The following is a 19,949-nucleotide window of genomic DNA, read 5'->3' as shown; positions in this document are numbered from 1 at the left end:
AACTGCCGCGTGTTGACGGGCGACCACCTTGTTGCCACACGACAAATGGAGGAAATCTTGCGGTCGTTTCGTGATCGAAATACGCCGGTTCGCTATGCCACTACCTTGAAGTAGCGCATCATGCCGGTATCCTCATGTTCCATATTGTGGCAATGGTACATGTACAGTCCCTCGAAGCTTTCGAAGGTCAGAGCGATGCGCACCCGTTCCTCCGGGAACACCAACACCGTATCGTGCAATCCCGCATCAATGATCCCATCATGCAGATCCGTCTTGCCACCCGCCGGTATCCGTTCATGAACCAGGAACTGCAGTCCATGGACGTGGATGGGATGCGGCATCATGGTATTGTTGACGAACTCCCAGACTTCCGTCTGCCCTAGCCGGACAATCTCGTCGTCCGCCACCGTCGCGCCCTCCATCCGCCGGCCGTTCATCGTGAAACCTTGCATCATGCGCATGCCCAGTTCGAAGCGGCGTACTGGCGTATCGGCTTGTACCGGGGATGCCGGCAGATCCTGGGCGAGACGTTGCGGCAGAGTTGCGGAATCGTTCGCCCGCGCGACGACAGCGAAGGTGACTAGCGGGATCCGCTCGCTCCCCATCATCTCGCCCATCATGCCCCGATCCATCATGTCGCCCATTTGCTCACCCATCATTCCTTGGCCCATCATGCCACCGCCACCCATCATCCCTCTTCCGCCCATCATGCCGAGCTGGTACTCCTCACTCACGAGCTGTACAGACTCTCCAGGCCCGGTATCGCCGAAATCGACCCAAAGATCGATTCGTTGGGCCGGCGCCAACGTGACCGAGCGGCGCCGTTCGGGCTTGGCGAGCAACCCACCGTCGGTGCCGATGACGGTCACCGCCCGGCCGTCGTTCCAGGCCAGCTTGTAGATGCGCGAGTTGGAGCCGTTGAGCAGACGCAATCGGTAGGGCCGCGTCGCCACCTCGCGGCGCGCGTCCGGACGACCGTTCACCAGCACCCGCTCTCCCCGAAAGCCCCGTATGCGGGTCATCATCGAGCCCATGCCCGCCCCGAGGTATTGAAGCTCGTTGCCATCGGTAAAGGTACGGTCCTGCAGAATGAGCACCAACTCCTGCTCTCCGTCGGGCAGACCGAGGGCACGCTCCGTGTCGTCGGTGATCAACAGTGGGCCGGCGAGACCGGCGTAACTCTGAAAGCCGACCCGGCCACCGTCAGGGCCGTGGGGATGGGGGTGGTACCAGTACAGGCCGGCACGATCCACGACATCGAATGCGACCGTCTTGCTCGTCGCCGGCGCGATCGGCAAGCGCGGCTGACCGTCCACGTCCGATGGCACGTGCAGGCCATGCCAGTGGACGGTGGTGTCTTCGGGCAGGCCGTTGTCGATGCGCACACGCAAGCGCTGGCCACGGTGCAGCCGGATCAGCGGACCTGTATAGCTATCACCGACAGGGGTGAGGCTCCCTTCAGGCCCGGCGACTCGCTCGGCCGTGTAACGCCAAACCTCGCTCGCTGCGCCGGGCAGAATAGAAACCTTGTCGGGGTGGGCTCGCAAGCGCAAGTCGACGTCGAAGGGCTCCTTCACGGCCGTTGACGTGGACTCGGCCACCGCCAGCGAGCTGGGGCGGTATCCTCCGAACCATACCCCGCCCCCCGCCAGAGTCGACAACGCCACTACACCGCCGATTCGGCGTAATACCATGCGTCGTTGCAGGTCGACATCGGCCATGACGTTCCCCACTTCTTCTACGGTGGTCGGCGGCTCCCGCTCATAGGTTGGCGGCGCGTAGCCGTAGCGCGTTGGAGATAACCGAGATCGAGCTCAGGCTCATCGCGGCAGCGGCGTAGACAGGGCTAAGCAGCCATCCAGTGAACGGAAACAGCACTCCGGCGGCCACGGGCACCCCGAGGCTGTTGTACACGAAGGCGAAAAACAGATTCTGGCGGATGTTGCGCATCACCCGGCGACTGAGATGGCGGGAGCGCGCAATCCCGGCGAGGTCTCCCCGTACCAGGGTCACGCCCGCGCTCTGGATGGCGACGTCGGTCCCCGTCCCCATGGCGATACCGACATCGGCCTCCGCCAGCGCGGGGGCATCATTGACGCCATCGCCGGCCATGGCGACCACTCGCCCGGCCTCACGGTGCTCGCGCACGATACGGCCCTTGTCTTCGGGGAGCACGTCCGCCTCGATTTCGTCGATACCAAGCTGTCGCGCCACGGCCTCGGCAGTGGCGCGATTGTCACCGGTGAGCATGACCAGGCGCAGGCCGCCCTCCTTGAGCGAGCGGATTGCCTGCGGAGTGGTTTCCTTGATTGGATCGGCGACACCGATCAACCCCATGACCTGAGCGTCGGCCACCAGGAACATCACGGTTTTCCCCTCGGATTGCAGCGCTTCGGCGCGTTGCGCCCACTCCGCCATCTCCACGCCACGCGTTTTGAGCAGCCGGGCATTGCCAAGCGCAAGATCACGCCCTTCGACCCGACCGGTCACCCCCATGCCGGTCACTGCCTCGAAGTCGCTGGCATCGCTGAGCACGACATCACGCTCTTGCGCCGCGCCGACGATGGCCTCGGCCAATGGATGCTCGCTGCCTCGCTCGAGGCTGCCGGCAAGCTGCAGCAACTGCGCGTCATCAATGCCGGCAGCCGGCTCGAGCGAGACGACATGAGGCTTGCCTTCGGTGAGAGTGCCGGTCTTGTCGACGACCAGCGTATCGACCTTCTCGAAACGCTCCAGCGCCTCGGCATTCTTGATCAACACGCCCCCACGGGCACCGCGACCGACACCGACCTGGATCGACATCGGCGTTGCCAGGCCGAGGGCACAGGGACAAGCGATGATCAGCACCGACACTGCGGCGATGACCGCGTGGGCCATCGCCGGCTGCGGTCCCCAGAGCCCCCAAGCCACGAACGCCAGTATCGCCACGGTAACCACCGCGGGAACGAAGTAACCGGCAACCACGTCGGCAAGCCGCTGCACGGGCGGCTGCGAACGCTGCGTTTCGGCCACCATTTCCGCAATCTGCGAGAGAACCGTATCCTCCCCGACCTTGTCGGCACGCATGATGAAACTGCCCTGGCCATTCACGGTGCCGCCAATGACCGTTTCGCCCTCGCGCTTCTCGACGGGGATGGACTCCCCGGTCACCATGGATTCATCCACCGTACTGCTGCCCTCGAGCACCTCGCCGTCGACCGGGACCTTGTCGCCGGGGCGTACCCGCAAACGGTCACCGGCATGCAGCTCGTCGAGCAAGACCTCTCGGTCGTTGCCTTCAGCATCGATGCGCCGCGCGGTGGGCGGGGCGAGATCGAGAATCGCACGCAAGGCGCTGCCGGTCTTTTCGCGGGCGCGGGCCTCGATCACTTGGCCGAGCAGGATCAGCACGACGATCACCGCTGCCGCCTCGAAGTACACGCCGACCGTACCATCGGCGGCGCGGAAGGTGTCCGGGAAGACGCCCGGCGCGAGCGTGGCGACGACACTGTAGCCATAGGCCGCCCCCACACCGAGGGCGATCAGCGTGAACATGTTCAAATTGCGGGTGACGATGGACTTCCAGCCACGCGAAAAGAATGGCCATCCGGCCCACAACACCACGGGCGTGGCAAAGATCAGCTCGATCCAGTGACCACCGCCGGCGGGCAGTACCTCTTCCAGCCAGGGGCCGATACCGGGCAGCATGCTGCCCATGGCGACGAACAGCACCGGCAACGTCAGCAGGCCGCCCACCCAGAAGCGGCGAAACATGTCGATGAACTCGGCGCTGCGCTCCTCTCCGGAAACGCGGGTGGGCTCGAGCGCCATGCCGCACTTGGGACAGTCGCCGGGTTCATCGCGCCTCACTTCCGGGTGCATCGGGCAAGTGTACTGGACTTTCGACGACGATTTCGGCCTGGCGGGCTCCAGTGCCATGCCACACTTGGCACAATCCCCCGGCTCGTCGCTTTCCACGCCAGGGCACATGGGGCAGACATAGCTGACATTGCCACTGGGCTCCGACGCAGCCGCCGAAGTATCGGCAAGCACACCGTCCGGATCCTCGCGAAAGCGCTCGACGCAGTGGCTACTACAGAAATGGTAACGCTCCCCGCCATGTTCGACGCTTTCCGCTGATGCAGGGTCGACGCTCATGCCACAAACGGGGTCTTTCTCCATGACGAACCCTCCATTGCGCAAAAGGTTCATGATGCGTGGTTGGTTACCCTCACCTCCTTGCTGATATGAACATGTTAAACCTTGCCACGGTGAGAAGGTAAAGGAAGGATCAAAAACCTTTGCGGTGGCTCATTGGGTCTTTCAATGGACGGAGGCAGTGCTTCCCATGCTTGCATGAGGGCATATACACCGCTGAAATGACTAGCCCAGAGTCGCCAGGGACGGAAACAGGTCGACCATGATGCTGGAGAGCCGCGTCATGGTGCCCGAGACAATAGCGACGCCCATGAGGATCACGATCGTGCCGGCAACTGGCCGAGTGTAGGCACTCCACTGAGAAAGCCGCCGCGTATGCTGGCTCAGGCTATTGAGGAATAGCGTGCTGGCCAGGAACGGTAACGCCATCCCCACCGAGTAGGTGCTGAGATAGACCATGCCGGCCTGGGCATTGGTGGCAGTGGACGTGGCCATCAGGATGGTACCCAGGATGGGGCCGATACAGGGCGTCCAGCCAATGGCGAAGGAAACACCGAATACCGTCGCCGCCAGTGGGGAACCGCCTTGAACGCTGGGGGTGAACTGAAGGGTGCGCTGGAGGAGCGGCAAGCGGAACACCCCCGTCATGAAGAGGCCCAACACGATCACCACGGAGCCGGCGATCCAGTTGAATTCCTGGCGATAACCACGTAGCAGTTGGCCGGCACTGCTGGCACCGAGGCCCAGCAAGATGAACACGATACTAAAACCTACGACGAAGAAGGCACTGAGAATCAGCGCTTCTAGACGTTTGTCGGCTTTGCCGGCGCTACCGCCCGTCACTACTGACAAGTAAGCTGGCAGCAACGGTAGCGTACATGGAGAAAAAAAGGAGATCAGACCGCCGGTGAAAGCACCAAGCAAACCGATAGAAGAGAGAGATTCCAAGGAGTTACGCTTCCTGAGGCTGTCAACATGCGATGAACGAACCGTCCTGCTCTGGCAGCAGGGCTGCCTGTTTCACATTGAGTTCAACGATAGTTAAATTCTAAAGCCTTTGTCTGCTTAAAGGTCAACTACGAATTATTGAATATCCATATACCAAAACAGGGCTTTTTGCATTGCCGAATACGCTTGACCTTATAGTTGACTTTAAGGTTATCGTTCCCAAGAGATAGCCAGGTACTCTAGCCAGAAATATTAGAAAATCCTGCAACAACCGGATTAAGCGATTTTGTTGACTGCCAAATCTCGTCAATTGGGATGCAGCATAGGTGAATCCATGCAAACACTCAGTATCGGGGAGCTTTCCGAACTCAGCGGGGTCGCCAACCAGGCGATTCGCTTTTACGAGAAAGAAAAGCTCATGCCCGCTCCTCAGCGGACGGAAGCCAACTACCGGCGCTATCCCATGGATGCCGTGGCCAGGCTGCAATTCATCGTTCACGCCAAGCAGTGGGGCTTCACGCTCGATGAGATCCGCGAGTTACTGATCCTCCAGGATGCCAACGGTGACCGGGCGCAGGCCAAGCGCATCGCCGAAGAGAAGCTGCACAAGATCCGCGAGCAAATCAAGCATCTCTCGCGGATCGAGGCTGTGCTGTCGAGAACCCTTGCCGAATGCACAGGCGAAGGGCCGATGCAGGAAGGCTGCCCGATCGTTGAGGCCATCGCCGGACAAGAAGAGTGATCGGAAGCATGATCATGAGCAGCGTCACACCTGGCGCCCGCCACTCGCATACCCGGTCGGTGAAAAACGAACTTGGGAGGCAACAATAATGGCAGAAAACGTCGATATCGAGATTCGGGGCATGTCCTGTGCGTCTTGTGTCGGTCGTGTGGAACGGGCACTCGGTCAGCAGCCAGGCGTTATCGATGCTCAGGTGAACCTGGCCTCGCAGAAGGCGGCCATCGAGGTTGAGGGAGACACTACGACTGCTAGCCTGGTGGATGCCATCGAAGCCGCAGGCTATCAGCCGGTGGTGGAAAGCATCGACATTTCCGTCACCGGCATGAGCTGTGGATCCTGCGTCTCGCGGATAGAGCGAGCGCTCGCGAAGCTGCCTGGCATGGTGGAAGTGAGTGTCAATCTCGCCACACAGAAGACCTTCGTACGTTTTCTGCCGGGTGCCGTGTCGTTGTCGCGTATCCATCATGCCATCCAGGAGGCGGGCTATGAGCCGCAGGATGTCGATACGCCACAGCAAGCGGACAGCGAGGATCGGGAAGGACGGCAGCTTCGCCACCGGGTCGTGCTCGCTGCAGTGTTCACGATCCCGGTGGTCATCATCGCCATGGGCAAGATGATCCCGGCGCTGGAGGCACTCTTCTCGAGCCTGATGCCACACCGAGGCTGGATGGGGATCGAGTGGCTGCTCACCACTCCTGTCCTGTTCTACGCCGGGGCGCGTTTTTACCGCTCCGGCTATGCCGAACTCAGGCATGCCAATCCAGGCATGAACAGTTTGGTCATGATCGGCTCGAGCGCCGCCTACTTCTATTCGGTCGCTGCCCTGCTGGTGCCTGGTTTTTTCCCAGCTGGCACCGCCGAAAGTTACTTCGAGGCAGCAGCGGTGATCGTGACACTGATTCTGTTGGGACGCTATTTCGAGCATATCGCCAAGGGCCGTACCTCGGAGGCGATCAAGAAGCTTCTGCAACTGCAGGCAAAAACCGCCCGCGTCATCCGTGATGGCGAAGCGGTCGAGGTGCCGATCGAGGCCGTCGTACCCGGCGATCGCATTCTGGCCCGCCCGGGTGAACGTATCCCGGTGGACGGCGTCGTTGAAGAGGGGCATTCCTACGTCGACGAGTCGATGATCAGTGGTGAGCCGATACCGGTCGCCAAGCACAAGGATGCCGAAGTCGTCGGCGGCACCATCAACAAGAATGGTGCGCTCACCTTCCGCGCCACGCGGGTCGGCGCCGACACAGTACTGTCGCAAATCATCAGGATGGTGGAAGCGGCTCAGGCCGAGAAGCCCCCGATCCAGCAGCTTGCCGACAAGATCGCTGGGGTGTTCGTACCCGTGGTTATCGCCATCGCCCTGATTACCTTCGGGGTGTGGTTAGCCGTCGGGCCGGCGCCGGCCCTATCCTTCGCCTTTGTCACGACTGTGAGTGTGCTGCTGATCGCCTGCCCTTGCGCGATGGGCTTGGCCACCCCGACCGCAATCATGGTCGGCACCGGCAAGGGCGCCGAGATGGGTGTGCTGTTTCGCAAGGGTGCGGCGCTCGAGACGCTGGCCAAGATGGATACCGTGGTGCTGGACAAGACCGGCACGCTGACCCGAGGCCGCCCCGAGCTGACCGACTTCGAAGCGATCGACGGTCACGAGAGCGAGGTGCTTCGACTGGTAGCGGCGGTGGAAGCGCAGAGCGAGCACCCCATTGCCGAGGCCATCGTGCGCGGTGCCAAGGAGCGTGGACTTGAGCTGCCGGCCGTCAGCCATTTCAGCGCTGAACCGGGCTATGGTATCGAGGCCGACGTCGCCGGTCACCGGCTTCACGTGGGGGCCGATCGCTACATGAACCGGCTAGGCATTGAGCTTGGCAAGGTGGAAGAGCGCGCCAAGGCGCTCGCCGAAGACGCCAAGAGCCCGCTCTATGCCGCAATGGACGGTCGGCTCGCTGCGATCATCGCGGTGGCCGACCCGCTCAAGGGGGGCTCGGCCGAGGCCATCGCGGCACTCAAGGCACTCGGTCTGGAAGTGGCCATGCTCACCGGCGACAATCGCGCCACGGCCGACGCCATCGCCCGGCAGGCCGGCATTCAGCGGGTGCTCGCCGAGGTCCTGCCGGACCAGAAGGCGGCGGAGATACGGCGCCTCCAGTCGGAGGGCAAGCGTGTCGCCTTCGTGGGGGACGGGATCAACGATGCGCCGGCGCTGGCCCAGGCCGATGTGGGCATTGCGATCGGCACCGGGACTGATATCGCGATCGAGGCCGGTGACGTGGTGCTGATGCGTGGCGATCTGCGAGGCATCGTCAATGCCACGGCGCTCTCCAAGCGTACCCACCGGACCATCATCGGTAATTTCGTCTGGGCGTATGGCTACAACCTGGCCCTGATTCCCGTGGCGGCGGGCGTGCTCTATCCGTTCGTCGGCGTATTGCTCAACCCCATGCTGGCGGCTGCCGCCATGAGCGTCTCCAGCGTCTTCGTGCTGACCAACTCGCTGCGGTTGCGCCACTTCACGCCGGATATCGACGACGTTTCGCCAATGACAAGCGGTGAACCCGTGGTGGGTCAAGCCCCTCAAGCTTAAGCAGCGAAAGTCAACAGGAGACCCAGATGATGGGAAGCGAAGCATGCACGTGGGGGATGGCGGGGATGGGGCTGATTTCCATCCTGCTGATTGTTGCGCTGGTACTTGGCGTGGCTGCGCTCGTCAAATACCTGTTCTTCAACAAGAAGCGCGATAGCTGAAAATCAATCGCCTGCTATTGACGTTATTCCCTGGGTTGATCAGAGAGTGATAAAGAGGCCGTTCATGAAGAAAATCATCTATTCCACTTATTGCCTTGCTATTGTAGGGCTGTTCGGTTTCATCTCACTCTCTGCTCAGGCGGAGGAAAAGGAGGCCGATTCCCATGAAGGCCACCAAGTCAGTAGCGCAGCCGATACTGGGGCTCCCCTGCCCGAATCGATTACGGCATTATTGGATCAAGGATTCAAATTCCACGGAACCTTCAATGCCCCCGGCGATATCCAAGGATACGCCTTATCCTATAATAATCAGCCTATACCAGCCTATGTTCCCTCTACTGCTGACTACGCTATCGTCGGTAAATTAATCGACCCTCAGGGCAAAGATGTGATGGGGAGCCGGGTTCACACCCTCGTAGTGGGACCAATACTGGAGGCTGCCTGGAGCGCATTTGAAGATACTCGCTTCATCCCGGAAGGGGCCGATGATGCGTCACATATCGTGTATACACTGACCGACCCCAATTGTCCCTACTGCAACGCGCTGTGGAAAAGTTCACGGCCTCTAATCGAGCAAGGCGAGCTTCAGCTTCGTCATGTGCTGGTCGGCGTTCTGTCAGAAGATAGTTTCCGCAAGGCTGCCGCGATTCTTGAATCGAATAACCCAGCCATTGCCCTCGAAACCCATGAGTTGAACTTCCGCGATGGCGGCATCGGGCCGGTGACGCCATCGGAGGAGAGTCGAGCATTGCTGACACGGCATGCCCAGCTCATGCGCGAGGCAGGCGCCACCGGGACACCGACCAGTTATTACCGCGATGAAGAAGGTAATGTGCAGCGTATCGACGGCGCAGTGTCGACCGACCAGCTTCGCGGAATACTGGGTATCGAATGACACACCATAACGGTAAAGGACTGACATGAAATGTCATCCCACACAACTTGAGATGGGCATGGCAAGCAAGCTTGGTGTAAAGCATAGGCTCGTATTGGGGGCCACCCTACTGATTGGCTTGGCGGCTCTCTATTGGGTTTTGAGGGAGACCGGCGCCTTATCGACGCTCACCAATAGGCAAGCCTTGCGTGAGTGGGTCGATCAGTTGGGCTTCTGGGGACCGCTGGCCATTATCGCCATGATGATAGCGGCCATTGTCATGAGCCCGATACCCAGTGGACCGATTGCCCTGGTGGCCGGTGCGTCCTACGGCCCTGTTTGGGGAACAGTGTATGTGGTCATCGGTGCCGAGGCCGGCGCTTTGATCGCCTTCGGCCTAGCGCGCTTGTTTGGCTACGAGGCAATGCAACGCTGGGCGCGTGTACGCCCAATACTGGACTGGTTGGGAAAGGATCGCTCACAGACTGGGTTAATGATCGTTATTTTCGCATCGCGATTGGTGCCGTTCATTTCATTTGATGCGGTCAGCTACGCGGCGGGCCTCACACCGCTTGCCTTCTGGCGTTTCTTGATCGCCACGCTGGCTGGCGTGATTCCGACGGCGTACCTGATCGTCATGTTCGGCGAAGTACTGATTACCGCCGACTCCCGTGGCCTCACGGTCGCGTTGATTCTGATCAGCGGAATCACGCTGTTGCCGATCCTGGCAAGACTCGTTTTGGCATGGCATCGAAAACGAAAGAATAGCTCGAATTGAGGGGCTGAAGAGGCCGACCGTCGCTACCGTCGTCAACACTCAGTGCCACCTGAATCCATCCTCTCCCGTGAGGCTCACACGTGAAACGGCGATTGTTACTACTTTTACCCCTGTTGATTTTTCTGGGGCTGGGTTTCTTCCTCTATCGCGGCTTGGGAATGGATCCAAGCGCCCGCGATTCGGTACTGCTGGCCCAGAAGTTCCCACCCTTTACCCTGACGACCCTGGAAGACCCCTCACGCCGTGTCGACGAGTCCCTGCTCGAGGGTGAGGTCACGCTGGTCAATGTCTGGGCCGAGTGGTGCCCGACCTGCAAGGAAGAGATGCCCCAGTTGCTGACACTAGCTGAACGCGGTGTACGCTTGGTCGGCATCAACTACAAGGACACCCGCGCCAAGGGGCAGGAGTTTCTTGACGAGTTTGGCCAGCCCTTCGAAGTCAATATTTTCGATCCAGTTGGCGATCTGGGGTTCGAACTCGGTGTCTACGGCGTGCCGGAGACTTTCCTCGTCGATGCAGAGGGCGTCATTCGCTATAAGCACACGGGCTATATCACCCCCGAGGATGTCGAGCAGGTCATGCAGGAGGTGGAAAAGTGGCGATAACGACTTGGACAGGCATGCTGCTGACCATGCAGTCGGCGCCGGTAACCTCGGCCATCGAGGCGAGCATCTCCTCGTCGGGCGAGGCCACCCCGCAGCCAGGCGACCTGGTCGGCGAGGCGAGACCGGTGACGCTCGGTGAGGCCGACTCGCCAGTCGAAGTCACCATCGATCGCATCATTGAGTAAGCCAGGCTGATCGCAAACGCTGACTCGGCGACGCGACTTGGCTGCCAGAACATTAAGGAAGAACCATGCTGCAATATCCTCAGATCGATCCCGTTGCCATCTCCCTTGGACCAATACAGATTCACTGGTATGGCCTGATGTATGTCGTGGGCTTCATCGCCGCCTGGTGGCTGGGTCGACGACGTGCCCACCGCCTGGGTTTGAGTCACGACGATATCGGTGACCTGCTCTTCTATGGTGCCGTGGGGGTCGTAGTCGGTGGCCGCCTGGGTTATGTGCTGTTCTATGGGCTCGATCAACTACTGGCCAACCCGTTGTGGCTATTCAATATCTGGGAAGGGGGTATGAGTTTCCATGGCGGGCTTGCCGGCGTATTGATTGCGGCGTTGCTGTTTGCCCGCAGGCACCGCCTGGCCTTCTTTCAGCTGACCGATTTCATCGCCCCGCTGGTGCCAATCGGCCTGGGTGCCGGGCGCCTCGGAAATTTCATCAATCACGAGTTACCTGGGCGCATCACCGATGTTCCTTGGGCGATGGTGTTTCCCCCCATGATGGGGCTGGGGCCGGAGCCACGGCATCCCTCGGCGCTCTACGAGTTCGCCCTGGAAGGGGTGGTGCTATTTGCCGTGCTGTGGTGGCTGTCGCGCCGACCGCGCCAGCGGGGCATGATCTCCGGGTTGTTCCTGATATTCTATGGCGCCTTCCGCTTCACCGTGGAGTTCGTGCGCCTGCCCGACCCCCAACTGGGGTTCATCGCCTTCGGCTGGCTGACCATGGGGCAACTGTTGACCCTGCCAATGCTCATCGCGGGCCTTGCCCTGCTTATCTGGTCGAGGCATCAGCCGGTGGATAAGGCGAAAGTGGCGGTGGCATCATGAAGACGACCTTCGCTGTTCTCCTGATTCTGCTCGTCGCCACGCCGGTATTGGCCCGCGGGGAGTTTCCCGTGGGCCGTGATAAGAGCAACCCTTTCAGCGACCCGGTTCAGCGGAAATTCCTGCCGGCTAATGAAGCCTTCCAGGCCAGTGCCTGGCGAGACGATGAGCAGCTATATGTCGGCTTCATTAACGCCGAGGACTATTACCTCCACCGCCACCAATTCGCACTGGAAAGCCGCTCCCCGGGCGTCAGTTTCGGTGAGTTGGCCTTGCCCCCCGGCAAACGCATGATGCACGCGTCTCTGGGGGAGATCCATGTGTTCTATGACCAAGTGGTATTCAGTGCGCCCATTGAAGCGGTCGAAGCCGCTACCGAGCCGCTGGCTATCACGGTGACCTTTCAGGGCTGTTCCGATCAGGGACTTTGCTATCCGCCCGAACAGATCGAGCTCGAAGCGCCTCACGGCTCGCCTCCGGCGGCCTTCGCCACCAGCCCCCCCTCGTGATATTGGGGATAGCGAAAAAGGAGCGCTTTGAATGGATCCCACAGACCTGAGCCTGCCGCCGTTGGCGGCAGCCTTCGTCTTCGGCTTGCTGGGGGGCGCGCACTGCATTGGCATGTGTGGCGGCATCATGAGTGCCCTGACCTTTGCCGTGCCCCCCAGCATGCGGCAGCCGGGACACTTGGCCGGCTTGTTGCTCGGCTACAATATGGGCCGCATCAGCAGTTATATGATCGCCGGAGCCCTGGTGGCGTTGCTCGGCTCCGTGCTCAATCATGCCCTGGACGGTATCGCCTTGGCGCTGCGTATCCTGGCGGCTGTCATGCTGCTTCTGATGGCGCTGTATATCGCCAACTGGTGGAAGGGCTTGCTTCATGTCGAGGCCCTGGGTCGCTCTCTGTGGCGCCGTATCGAACCGGTTGGCCGACGCTTGATGCCCGTCGTGAAGGTGCCCCAGGCCGTTGCGCTAGGCTCGATCTGGGGCTGGATGCCCTGTGGGTTGATCTACTCGATGCTGGCCTGGAGTCTGGCTGTGGCCGAGCCGTTGCGCGCTGCGGCGATGATGGGCGCCTTCGGGCTCGGCACCCTGCCCGTCGTCCTGGCGACCGGCGTGGCGGCGCGTCGCGTTTCGCTATGGATTCGGCATCCGGCGACCCGCACGATCGCGGCGTTGCTGATCATTTCGTTTGCCGTTTGGCAACTCTGGCATCTGCAGTCCATGACCGGCATGGACGATATGGCCAGCATGACGCCGTCGCATCACTGATGCGTCACTGAGAGCGCAGCCTGCTGCCGTAGAGCTACTCAGGGATCACGACCCACTGTGATGCGCAACCTGCCCTTGCTAAAACCGGCCCCAAAACGGCGGTTCTAAAAAAGACGCTTGACCTTGAAGTGGGCTTTAAGGATACCTTTTTTCAGCAAGCGGTATTCCTGCCGAGCGCAAACAGGACAGCCCCTTGGCGCCTGCCTGCTTGGCAGAGGGATTCACAGGAAGAAAGGAGAGTGTCATGTGGAAACGTCGTAACGCGATCTTGACTGCCGCCATCATCGTTGTCAGCGGCTTCGGGGCCAGCTCGCTTCTTGCACAAGATGAGGCGCAGCAGGAGCCAATGGAAGGCAAGGGCATGCATGGTGACATGATGCAAGAAGGCGGCATGCACGGCATGATGGGAATGATGAGTGAAATGAATTCCATGATGGAAAAATGCAATGCCATGATGGAAAACATGCAACAGGGCCATGCGACCGACAGTAACGCCTGACGGGACATTGGCAGGGGCTGCTCCGCACAGGAGCAGCCGCTTTACGGTTTTGGCGAGGCGAGAGGAGGACAGTGCGTGAAGAAAGAAATATATGCTCCGCTACTTATCCTATCGCTGATGACCAGTTCTCCTTCCTTTGCTCATTCCCTTGAGGACGCCGAAGCAGAGTTGCAAGAGCGGGAACGCTACGCCCAGTTTGTCGACCAACCAGCGCCGGCATTTTCCTTGACCGATGTTGACGACAATATTGTCTCCTCCTCCGACTTGGAGGAGAGCGTCGTTGTGCTCAATTTCATCTATACGCGCTGCCAGGAAGCCTGCCCGGTGCATATGAACTTGATCGCAGAGGTGCAGGAGCAAGTCAACGACGCCGGCCTGGGTGACGAGGTCGAGTTCATTACTATCGCCACCGATAGCGAGGACATCGCCGGCACGCGCGACAACATGCGGGCCTACGGCAGGAATTTCGACCTGGATCCCGCCAATTGGCGCTTTCTTTATCGGAGCGAAAACGAGTCTGCCGACACCACACGCCAGGTCGCGGAAGCCTATGGCCTCAGGTTCGACGATGTGGCTGAAGGCGTCCAGGCCCACGGCGTCGTGACTCATGTCATCGATCAGTCGGGACGTATGCGCGCCCGCTTTCATGGCCTGGAATTCGCGCCTGAGCACCTGGTTTCCTATGTGCAGGTGCTGGTGAAAGGTCCCGAGGCATTATCCGATAGTTTCTGGGACCGTATTCATGACTATTTTGAGAAGATTTTCAGCTAATTCCTACGGAATCGTCCACACCTGACATTTAGGCTCGACACCAGTGCTTTCCAAGGAGATCAGACACATGAAGCACTTGAAGAAACTCACCATGGCCGCGTTGCTGACCTTCCCCCTGACGGGGTTGGCAGCCGAGACATCGGCGACCCTTTACAAGAATCCCAACTGTGGATGCTGTGCTGAATACGCCAAGTATCTGGAACAAAACGGGTTTAAAGTGGAGACGATCGATACCAATGATCTCGCCCAGATGAAAGCCGAGTACAATGTTCCCGAGAAGCTACATGGCTGCCACACCACGCTCATTGACAACTATGTCTTCGAAGGTCATGTGCCCGTGGAAAGCCTATCCAAGGTACTCGAAGAAAAGCCCTTCATCAAAGGCTTGAGCGTACCGGGGATGCCGCTTGGCTCACCGGGGATGTCGGGCGAGAAACAAGGCCCACTCGAGGTCTACACCTTGGCTTTCCAGCCGACCGATACCCCTGAGATTTACGCCGCCCACTGAAGGTGAGCTTTGGTGATGAGAAAACTGACCGGAGCCAGTTGGTTAGCGGCGGCATTGTGGGGAGCTATTACCTCCTCGGCCGCCGCCGAACCTCCCGAAAGAGTGGGGCCGAATGGATTTCTTCTCTGGGAAAGCCCGCGCGACGTGGCTGAAATCAGCTTCGAGGATGATGAGGGCACTCCACTGACATTGGCCGACTTCGAAGGGAAGCTGATCCTGCTCAACATCTGGGCGACATGGTGCGGCCCTTGCCGCAAGGAAATGCCCACCCTTGATGCCCTCCAGGCTGAGCTGGGGAGCGATGACTTCGAGGTGGTCGCCTTATCGATCGATCGCCAGGGCATCGATGTCGTAAACGAGTTTTATCAAGAGGTAGGTATCGAGCATCTCGACCCGTATGTCGATAAAACCGGTATGGCCAGCGCGGACCTGGGTGCCGTGGGTATTCCCACGACGTTTCTGCTCGATCGCCAGGGCATGGAGATCGGACGCCTGGTCGGGGAAGCCGAATGGGATACCCCCGAGATGATCGAGTTTCTTACCGAAACGATAGAAACCACTAAATGAGGAAGCGCTATGAGTTGCTGTGACGACAAGACCCCGCAGGGGCAGGAGAAGTCCGGCCTGAAAGGCTGGGTGACAGGACCACGCCGTTGGATGCTTTTGGGTGCCGTGGTCGTGGCTGGTGGCCTTGCCATGGGCTGGGATCAACTGGTCCTGCTCGGTATCGCCCCTGTCCTGGTGAGCCTCTTGCCTTGCCTCGTTATGTGCGGAGCAATGTGCATGATGAAATGCAAGGACAAGAAAGGTAAGGCTACCGAGCAGGGCGAAGCCTCTGACGTACAAGCCAACGCGGAAGCCTCTCCGACAGCGTCAAGGGAGACAGAAACCGCCACTCGCCACGAAGTGGATCACAACGTGCCGACCGAGCGGCCCGTGTCGAAGCTCCAAGCCTAGCCGCGGGGTAAGGGGTGATGTTGGAAATTGCCAATATCGGCCTGGTCACTGCCTTTCTGGCCGGCTTGATCTCGTTCGTTTCGCCCTGTGTGTTGCCGCTCGTGCCTGGCTATCTCTCCTTCGTGGCCGGGCGCTCGCTTGGGCAGATACAGGAAGCGGACCGGCGCGAGCGACTCCGGGTGTTGACCCAGTCAATATGGTTCGTGCTCGGGTTCTCCACGGTGTTCCTGATGCTTGGGGCCAGTGCCACGGCCATCGGCCGCCTGCTGCTGATCTATCGCCAGGAAGCGAATCTTGTCGGCGGTCTCATCGTCATCCTGTTCGGTGCTTTCATGACCGGGCTCATCCCGCTGCATTGGTTACAGCGAGAATGGCGGTTTATCGGCAGGCTCAAGGAAGAGGGTGGCGGGCGCGGTGCGGCTTATCTGCTAGGCGTGGCGTTCGCGTTCGGCTGGACCCCCTGCATCGGCCCTATCCTGGGCGCCATTCTGACCGTTAGCGCCTCGACGGCCAATGCCTCGAGCGGCGTGGCGTTACTCGGCATTTATTCGCTGGGCCTGGGTGTGCCATTTCTGCTGAGTGCCATTTCGCTCGATCGTTTCTTGCAACACCAGAAATTCTTGCGCCGCTGGGGGCGGGTCATGCATATGGCGGCTGGGCTGATCATGATCCTGATGGGCATCTTGATGATCACCGGAAAACTGACCGACTTGTCCTATTGGTTATTGCGCACCTTCCCTGCCCTAGGCAGCATTGGCTAGCCGTTATTCAAGGAATTACTGATATGAAAAATATCGCGAGTCGCTTCTTGCATGCTCTGTCATTGGCGAGCTTGGTCGTGGCCAGCCTGGGCATCGTCGGTGTGGCCGGGGCCGCCGAGGAGGCATTGCCGTCGCTGAGTTATGACCAAACAGGCGAACGGCTGCTCAAGGTGGATTCCCACCAGCTTTTCCAGAGCATAAATGGCGGCGAGACCTGGAGAGAGATTCCCTTGCCTGAAGAGGGGAAGGAGGGGCGGGTGGTAACGGCAGCGGTACCGGCAACCGCCGAAAAGGCGCTCTACATCGCGGGTCCATCCATCGGGGTGCAGCGTAGCACCGATCATGGAGAAAGCTGGCACGAGGTCGATGAGGGACTACCTAGCCAAGACGTTATCGCATTCACCGTGCACCGTAACCAGCCAGAAACGCTTTATGCCGTGGTCGTCGATGACGGCCTCTACCAAAGCGAGGATGCCGGTAAGTCATGGAAGAAGATGGATAGCGGCCCAACTCAGACTATTCGCCGACTCCTCCACTCCGATATGGAGGGCAGCATGCAGACCGGCTGGCTCTACGCGGTGTCCGACGATGCAGTGCGACTGTCGATGGACTGCTTCTGCGGCTGGCGGCCGACCGGAGAGCTCGATGCCGGCAGGGTCTATGATGTGGCCTACGATCTCGACGATCCCGAACGCGTCTATGTGACCACGGATCAGGGCCTGTGGCGCAGCGACAATGGCGGCCAGGAATGGCAACGGGTGAATGGTGACGGCACGGAGAAAGTCGCTCTCACTCTTGCCCCGGCGGGAACGCTCTACGCGCTGGATCGCGACGGGGAGCTCATGCGCAGCGAAGACCAGGGGCAAACCTGGACAATCGCCGATGCATAACCGCTGGACCCTTGTCACGACGTGGTTTCTGTTAAGTGCTACCGGTCAGGCCGTGGCGGGGGGAGGCCCCCCTTCGAGCGATACCACTCTGCTGGAAGACGGGGAAAAGATATACCAGCAATATTGTGCCAGCTGCCACGGCATCGAGGGCGAGGGCATGCCGAACTGGGAGCGCCAGAATGCCCAAGGCGAATTGCCGGCTCCCCCTCATGGGCCGGAGGGCCATACCTGGAAGCATTCCGATGCCATGCTCTACCGGATTGTCTCCGAGGGATGGCGTGATCCCTGGAACAAGACAGAACGGCTGACCATGCCGGCTTTCAAGGAGATCCTGACCCCGGCCGAGACCCGCGATGTGGTGAATTACCTCAAGACGTTATGGACGCCGGAGCAACGCCGCCATCAAGCGGAAGAAAGCGAGGGAGCCCCATTTCCGGCGCAGAGTGAGTAGCGATGCGCTCGATCGATGTTTTCAACCAGGGATGAGTGTCATGGGCAAATCCAAACAGCGATCCTGGCTGTGCCTGCCATTGGCACTGCTTGCGACACCAGCGACAGCGCATAGCGATGGTGCGTTGGCGGCTAATGTCTGGTTTGCCTGGTCCTTTGAGCTGGATTTCCTATTGCCCCTGGCGCTAGTGTGCTTCATCTATCTACGCGGTGTACGGCAACGCCAACAACGGGGACGGCCCACGAGTCATCGAGAAATCTCGCTGGTATTTCTGGGGCTCTTCATGCTTTTTCTGGCCCTCCAGTCACCCATCGACCCGCTTGGCGAGCGAAGCTTTTCCATGCACCAGGTGCAGCATTTATTATTACGCGCCCTGGGACCCATGCTGTTATTTCTCCCCTCCCCTCAGACCACCTTCGTGTCCGGCTTGAACACGAAGACTCGGCGATTCTTGGCTCGAGTGGGGCGCTTGGCTGGGCTGAGCGCACTGGCTCATCCAGTGACCGTGACCCTGTTATTCGCAGGCCTGGCTTATGTATGGCAATATCCCCCTTATTTCGAGCTGGCTTTACGCAATGACATGGTGCATTACCTGATGCATGTCACCATGTTGGGGTCCGGGTTGTTGTTCTGGTGGTGCATCTTCGATACTCGTCCTTCGGCTACTACGCGCTATGGAACTCGACTGGCCATGCTGTGGTTTGCCACGACCGCCAGCATTGCCCTGGGTGCCTATCTGACGATGAAGTCAAGCGTATTGTATCCAGTCTACGATGAACTCGGACGACTGTGGGTGGATGGCGAAATGGATGAGCTGTTGGGAGGGCTCATTGTCTGGATCCTTGGCAGCATGATGTCGCTGGTGCCGTTTCTGGTGATTCTCAGACGCTGGGGCTACAAGAAGGACCGAATAGGAAAGAAAAGGACGATTCCAGCCTCTGCTGGTGGTGATGCGGTTGGTAACGAGCCGAGAGATGCAGCGGAAAATACCCGGCGCCTGGGCTGGATGCTAGGGCTATTCAGTGGTGGGGTCTTCCTTACCTTGATATCGGTGATGTTTCTTTCCCTCGCGGTCAGAGGGTAATCCCCTTTGCCTTGCCCGTTCTTTCTCGGAACTGGATGATGCGCGACCACCGCCCATCATGCCAGAACCGACGACGACTGACCGGCCAGGCTCGGGCCAAACGGGCAGCAATGAATTGAAAGTCGATATAGGGGAGCGACGCCATGGGTTTCTATCAGGATCGAGTCCTGCCGCACTTGCAAAACCTCATGATGCGCAATCGCCAACTGCTGCCATACCGCAAGCGTGTCATTGGTGGTGCGGAGGGGCGCGTGCTTGAGATCGGGATCGGCTCTTGTCTCAACCTGCCGTACTTTTCACCCCATGTGCGTGAGGTGATCGGACTTGAGCCGGTGCCGCGATTGATCTCAATGGCTCAACGGGAAGCGGCAGGATCGTCGCTCCCCGTGACCTTTATCGAAGGTTCCGCCGAAGCAATCCCGCTGGACGATGCCAGCATCGATACCGTGATCCTCACCTGGACGCTGTGCTCGATACCCGATGCCGAACTGGCGCTCCACGAGATGCGCCGTGTGCTCAGGCCGGGAGGACAACTGCTGTTCGTGGAACATGGACGGGCGCCGGAGGTGAGTGTCCAGAGGTGGCAGGATCGGCTGACGCCGGCCTGGAAGCGCATTGCCGGCGGCTGTCACTTGAACCGGCCGATTCACACCATGATCGAAGGTAACGGTTTCGATATGGCGCAGATCGAGACCGGTTACATGAAAGGGCCAAAGCCGATGACCTTTCTCTATGAAGGACGCGCAAGGCCAAGGTGATGGCATAACGCAGCGACACAAGAATCCATCGCCACTCGAGGCCTCGTGAGCGATACATCCCCGGGCATCTGTGCCAACCAGTTGCTGAAGGAAAAAGCGCCACTGATGTCAGTGG

23 protein-coding genes are annotated in these 19,949 nt (G+C 59.8%); 20 read left to right on the top strand and 3 right to left on the bottom strand.

All coding sequences use genetic code 11. The annotated features are described in order from the left end of the window. Nucleotides 1-92: 92 nt before the first annotated feature. The 3 genes from IE093_RS06080 to IE093_RS06070 form a co-directional block, all read right to left on the bottom strand. Nucleotides 93-1,721: a multicopper oxidase family protein gene (locus IE093_RS06080; protein WP_189467204.1), complete on the bottom strand. Its 1,629-nt coding sequence runs from the start codon at nt 1,719-1,721 to the stop codon at nt 93-95. 40 nt (nt 1,722-1,761) lie between these two features. Continuing rightward, a complete protein-coding gene (locus IE093_RS06075; protein WP_229803294.1) occupies nt 1,762-4,161 on the bottom strand; it encodes a heavy metal translocating P-type ATPase in 2,400 nt (799 codons plus the stop codon). A 201-nt stretch (nt 4,162-4,362) separates the two neighbouring features. Beyond that, a complete protein-coding gene (locus IE093_RS06070; RefSeq protein WP_268247389.1) occupies nt 4,363-5,061 on the bottom strand; it encodes a cytochrome c biogenesis CcdA family protein in 699 nt (232 codons plus the stop codon). Nucleotides 5,062-5,419: 358 nt separating this feature from the next. Between IE093_RS06070 and IE093_RS06065 the strand changes: the two genes are divergently transcribed. The 20 genes from IE093_RS06065 to IE093_RS05975 all read left to right on the top strand — a co-directional run bounded on the left by IE093_RS06065 (nt 5,420) and on the right by IE093_RS05975 (nt 19,834). After that, the gene (locus IE093_RS06065) at nt 5,420-5,827 is read left to right on the top strand and encodes a heavy metal-responsive transcriptional regulator (protein ID WP_189467198.1); all 408 of its coding nucleotides are present in this window, start codon (nt 5,420-5,422) and stop codon (nt 5,825-5,827) included. 88 nt (nt 5,828-5,915) lie between these two features. Further along, on the top strand, nt 5,916-8,405 hold the full coding sequence (locus tag IE093_RS06060) for a heavy metal translocating P-type ATPase (RefSeq protein ID WP_189467196.1): 2,490 nt from the start codon (nt 5,916-5,918) through the stop codon (nt 8,403-8,405). A gap of 26 nt (nt 8,406-8,431) precedes the next feature. Then, nucleotides 8,432-8,566, top strand: a complete 135-nt coding sequence (locus tag IE093_RS22635; RefSeq protein WP_268247387.1) for a hypothetical protein — start codon at nt 8,432-8,434, stop codon at nt 8,564-8,566. A 64-nt stretch (nt 8,567-8,630) separates the two neighbouring features. Next, nucleotides 8,631-9,461: a thiol:disulfide interchange protein DsbG gene (gene dsbG / locus IE093_RS06055; RefSeq protein WP_189467194.1), complete on the top strand. Its 831-nt coding sequence runs from the start codon at nt 8,631-8,633 to the stop codon at nt 9,459-9,461. Between the two features lie 58 nt (nt 9,462-9,519). Then, nucleotides 9,520-10,218 carry a TVP38/TMEM64 family protein gene (locus IE093_RS06050; protein WP_189467192.1) on the top strand — a complete coding sequence of 233 codons (699 nt, stop codon included), beginning with the start codon at nt 9,520-9,522 and terminating at the stop codon, nt 10,216-10,218. 80 nt (nt 10,219-10,298) lie between these two features. Beyond that, a complete protein-coding gene (locus tag IE093_RS06045; RefSeq protein WP_189467190.1) occupies nt 10,299-10,823 on the top strand; it encodes a DsbE family thiol:disulfide interchange protein in 525 nt (174 codons plus the stop codon). Next, nucleotides 10,814-11,008: a c-type cytochrome biogenesis protein CcmI/CycH gene (locus IE093_RS06040; RefSeq protein ID WP_189467188.1), complete on the top strand. Its 195-nt coding sequence runs from the start codon at nt 10,814-10,816 to the stop codon at nt 11,006-11,008. Before IE093_RS06045 ends, IE093_RS06040 begins: the two co-directional genes overlap by 10 nt. Nucleotides 11,009-11,073: 65 nt before the next feature. After that, on the top strand, nt 11,074-11,886 hold the full coding sequence (lgt, locus tag IE093_RS06035; RefSeq protein ID WP_189467186.1) for a prolipoprotein diacylglyceryl transferase: 813 nt from the start codon (nt 11,074-11,076) through the stop codon (nt 11,884-11,886). Then, nucleotides 11,883-12,392, top strand: a complete 510-nt coding sequence (locus IE093_RS06030; protein WP_229803292.1) for a protein-disulfide reductase DsbD domain-containing protein — start codon at nt 11,883-11,885, stop codon at nt 12,390-12,392. The genes lgt and IE093_RS06030 overlap by 4 nt, the downstream gene beginning before the upstream one ends. A 31-nt stretch (nt 12,393-12,423) precedes the next feature. Further along, a complete protein-coding gene (locus tag IE093_RS06025) occupies nt 12,424-13,155 on the top strand; it encodes a sulfite exporter TauE/SafE family protein (protein ID WP_189467184.1) in 732 nt (243 codons plus the stop codon). A gap of 244 nt (nt 13,156-13,399) precedes the next feature. After that, nucleotides 13,400-13,654: a hypothetical protein gene (locus IE093_RS06020; protein ID WP_189467182.1), complete on the top strand. Its 255-nt coding sequence runs from the start codon at nt 13,400-13,402 to the stop codon at nt 13,652-13,654. A gap of 75 nt (nt 13,655-13,729) precedes the next feature. Next, entirely contained in the window at nt 13,730-14,425 is a 696-nt protein-coding gene (locus IE093_RS06015; RefSeq protein ID WP_229803290.1) for an SCO family protein, read from the top strand. 67 nt (nt 14,426-14,492) lie between these two features. Continuing rightward, nucleotides 14,493-14,933: a DUF411 domain-containing protein gene (locus IE093_RS06010; RefSeq protein ID WP_189467180.1), complete on the top strand. Its 441-nt coding sequence runs from the start codon at nt 14,493-14,495 to the stop codon at nt 14,931-14,933. Between the two features lie 15 nt (nt 14,934-14,948). Next, nucleotides 14,949-15,500, top strand: coding sequence for a TlpA family protein disulfide reductase (locus IE093_RS06005; RefSeq protein WP_189467177.1), 552 nt, complete (start codon nt 14,949-14,951; stop codon nt 15,498-15,500). A gap of 9 nt (nt 15,501-15,509) precedes the next feature. Further along, nucleotides 15,510-15,890, top strand: coding sequence for a hypothetical protein (locus IE093_RS06000; protein WP_229803288.1), 381 nt, complete (start codon nt 15,510-15,512; stop codon nt 15,888-15,890). Between the two features lie 17 nt (nt 15,891-15,907). Next, nucleotides 15,908-16,651, top strand: a complete 744-nt coding sequence (locus IE093_RS05995; protein WP_189467175.1) for a cytochrome c biogenesis CcdA family protein — start codon at nt 15,908-15,910, stop codon at nt 16,649-16,651. Nucleotides 16,652-16,674: 23 nt separating this feature from the next. Further along, complete coding sequence (locus IE093_RS05990; RefSeq protein WP_189467174.1) at nt 16,675-17,541, top strand: WD40/YVTN/BNR-like repeat-containing protein; 867 nt, start codon at nt 16,675-16,677, stop codon at nt 17,539-17,541. After that, complete coding sequence (locus IE093_RS05985; RefSeq protein ID WP_189467172.1) at nt 17,534-17,992, top strand: c-type cytochrome; 459 nt, start codon at nt 17,534-17,536, stop codon at nt 17,990-17,992. Before IE093_RS05990 ends, IE093_RS05985 begins: the two co-directional genes overlap by 8 nt. Nucleotides 17,993-18,032: 40 nt before the next feature. Beyond that, on the top strand, nt 18,033-19,076 hold the full coding sequence (locus tag IE093_RS05980) for a cytochrome c oxidase assembly protein (protein ID WP_189467170.1): 1,044 nt from the start codon (nt 18,033-18,035) through the stop codon (nt 19,074-19,076). Nucleotides 19,077-19,219: 143 nt separating this feature from the next. Continuing rightward, nucleotides 19,220-19,834: a class I SAM-dependent methyltransferase gene (locus IE093_RS05975; RefSeq protein ID WP_189467168.1), complete on the top strand. Its 615-nt coding sequence runs from the start codon at nt 19,220-19,222 to the stop codon at nt 19,832-19,834. The last annotated feature ends 115 nt before the right edge of the window (nt 19,835-19,949 follow it).

The sequence above is a fragment of the Litchfieldella qijiaojingensis genome (assembly GCF_014651875.1).
In the GTDB taxonomy this organism is placed as follows: domain Bacteria; phylum Pseudomonadota; class Gammaproteobacteria; order Pseudomonadales; family Halomonadaceae; genus Litchfieldella; species Litchfieldella qijiaojingensis.
Note: the sequence above shows the minus strand (reverse complement) of the source record. Positions and strands in the feature narration are given on the sequence as shown.